The sequence below is a fragment of the Dysgonomonas sp. HGC4 genome, assembly GCF_001261715.1.
Lineage (GTDB): Bacteria > Bacteroidota > Bacteroidia > Bacteroidales > Dysgonomonadaceae > Dysgonomonas_A.
On sequence record NZ_CVRU01000040.1, the window covers coordinates 694 to 2,853 of the forward strand.

Below are 2,160 nucleotides of genomic sequence, written 5' to 3' on the forward strand. Positions count from 1 at the left end.
ATAAAGATATTTTAGGCGGAGTAATCCGCCTTTTTCTGTTATTGTGTTTTTTATACGTATTCTTTTCAACTTTTACATATCCCCCCAATACATATATCGATAGTTGTTCAGGTAAACGTTTTCGTATTTCTGATTTGTTTTTTTGTAGTCGTTCAAAATCAGTACGATATTTCCGTTTATCCATGGCACAGCTATGTCCGGCAGCGGTGTGTAGTGATTACATGCTGCTGCTTTCTTATAACTTACTGCATAACAATTTGTTTGAACTGTCTTGTTATTGCTTTTATTATTCTGGCTATCCTAATAAATTGAAGCTGTTGGCGAAGGTATGTCCGACAGTATCCCATTTACTAATAAAAATTTACTAACTAATATAAAATAACAAATGAGAAAAACTTTTTTATTGATTTTGTACTCTCTGAGCTTAAGTCTTTGGTCTCAGATTGGTATAAATACCGAAGATCCCCGGTTTGATTTGGATGTACGGGGAGATGTTTTTGCTTCAGGCAAAAGTAAAATTGGAGGTGCTACGGTAATGAATCCTTCTATACAATTAGAGCTTTCAGATGCCGATAAGGGCTTGTTATTGAATCGAGTTCCTTTAACAAATCTTACACAAAAATCGCCTGTGGCTGGAGCTGTTACTGGTACACTTATCTATAACGATGGAGGAGGTGCATCTAATCAATTCGATGACGGTGTTTATTTTTGGAAAGATAATCAATGGAGGGAGCTTTGGGGATTTCTACCTACGCAAGGAATTTCTCTTTATTATGCAAGTTCTAATGTGGTAGCAGGACCTGCTACCGGAAATAATCAATCCAGTATGGTATCTATGCCTTTCACTTCAACAAGAGGAGGTGCAGCTGAAAATCTCGTTTTACCTGAGAGCGGATCCTATGCTTTTAATGTAAAGTTATATGCAAATTTTTGTAATGCTGCAGGAAGTCCTATTATTCCCCAAAATGCAGGAAAGGTGGTTGTTTATGTGGGTATTTGGATTAACAATGTATTAAATGATATAAGTGAAATATTTTATCAGGTATCTCCTCTGGCAAATGGCTCTACAGGTTTGAATAGTTCAAATCTAACCAATGTAATTTTAGGATGTTCGGGTAATGCCGGGGATCAGATAGATATTCGGTTGGGATTTCTACAAGCAAGTGTTAGTTCAGGAGAATATATAAAAAGTCAATACTCAAGTTCTGTGAATCCTTATTCCGCAGCAACAACTATGCTCTTCTGGAAATTATAAAAATAGAAAATGTAATAGTAGAATTTTAAGCAAATTGCTTTTTTATTAAAAATGAGATAAAATGAAATTAGATATAAATAAATTATTATTAAGTATTGTTGGCTTTCTTTTTTTTATAGAAGGCTATAGTCAGGTTGGTATTAATATAATAAATCCACTGTTCGATTTAGACGTCCGGGGAGATATGTTTATTTCAGGAAAAAGTAAGATGGGAGGAAGTGCTACGGACGCAATGAATCCTTCTATACAATTGGAATTGTCAGATACCGATAAAGGGTTGTTATTGAACAGGGTTTCTTTAACGAATCTTACACAAAAACTACCTGTGGCTGCAGCTGTTGATGGTACACTTGTCTATAATACGGTTCAGGATGCAACGAATCAACTATATCCTGGAGTTTATGTCTGGCGAAATAATGCTTGGCGGAGGCTAGTGGATGAGATTCCTCCTAAATATATTTCTCTTTATTATGCAAGTTCTAATGTACTAGCAGGACTTGCTAGTGGGGGTAATCAATCCAGTATGGTATCTATGCCTTTCACTTCAACAAGAGGAGGTGCAACCGAGAATCTCGTTTTACCGGAGACCGGATCCTATGCCTTTAATGTAAAGTTATATACAACTTTTAGTGATGTTTCAGGAAATGGTATTATTCCTAAAAATGCAGGAAAAGTGGTTGTTTATGTGGGTCTTTGGATTAATAATGTATTAAATGATGTAAGTGAAATATTTTATCAGGTATCTCCTCTGGCAACTGGCATTACAGGTTTGAATGGTTCAAATCTAACTAATGTAATTTTAGGATGTTCAGGTAATGCCGGGGATCAGATAGATATCCGGCTGGGATTTCTACAAAGCAGTGTTAGTTCTGGAGAATATATAAGAAGTCAATACTCAAGTTCTG

General features: G+C 35.7%; 2 protein-coding genes and 1 pseudogene. 2 read left to right on the top strand and 1 reads right to left on the bottom strand.

The window, feature by feature from the left end:
• A partial coding sequence (locus HGC4_RS18890) for a hypothetical protein (protein ID WP_221406862.1) occupies positions 1-184 on the bottom strand: 184 nt, incomplete at its 3' end.
• Between the two features lie 201 nt (positions 185-385).
• Here HGC4_RS18890 and HGC4_RS03855 point away from each other — a divergent pair.
• The gene (locus HGC4_RS03855; RefSeq protein ID WP_050708808.1) at positions 386-1,255 is read left to right on the top strand and encodes a hypothetical protein; all 870 of its coding nucleotides are present in this window, start codon (positions 386-388) and stop codon (positions 1,253-1,255) included.
• Positions 1,256-1,316: 61 nt separating this feature from the next.
• Positions 1,317-2,160, top strand: a pseudogene (locus HGC4_RS03860) (hypothetical protein); the annotation flags it as partial.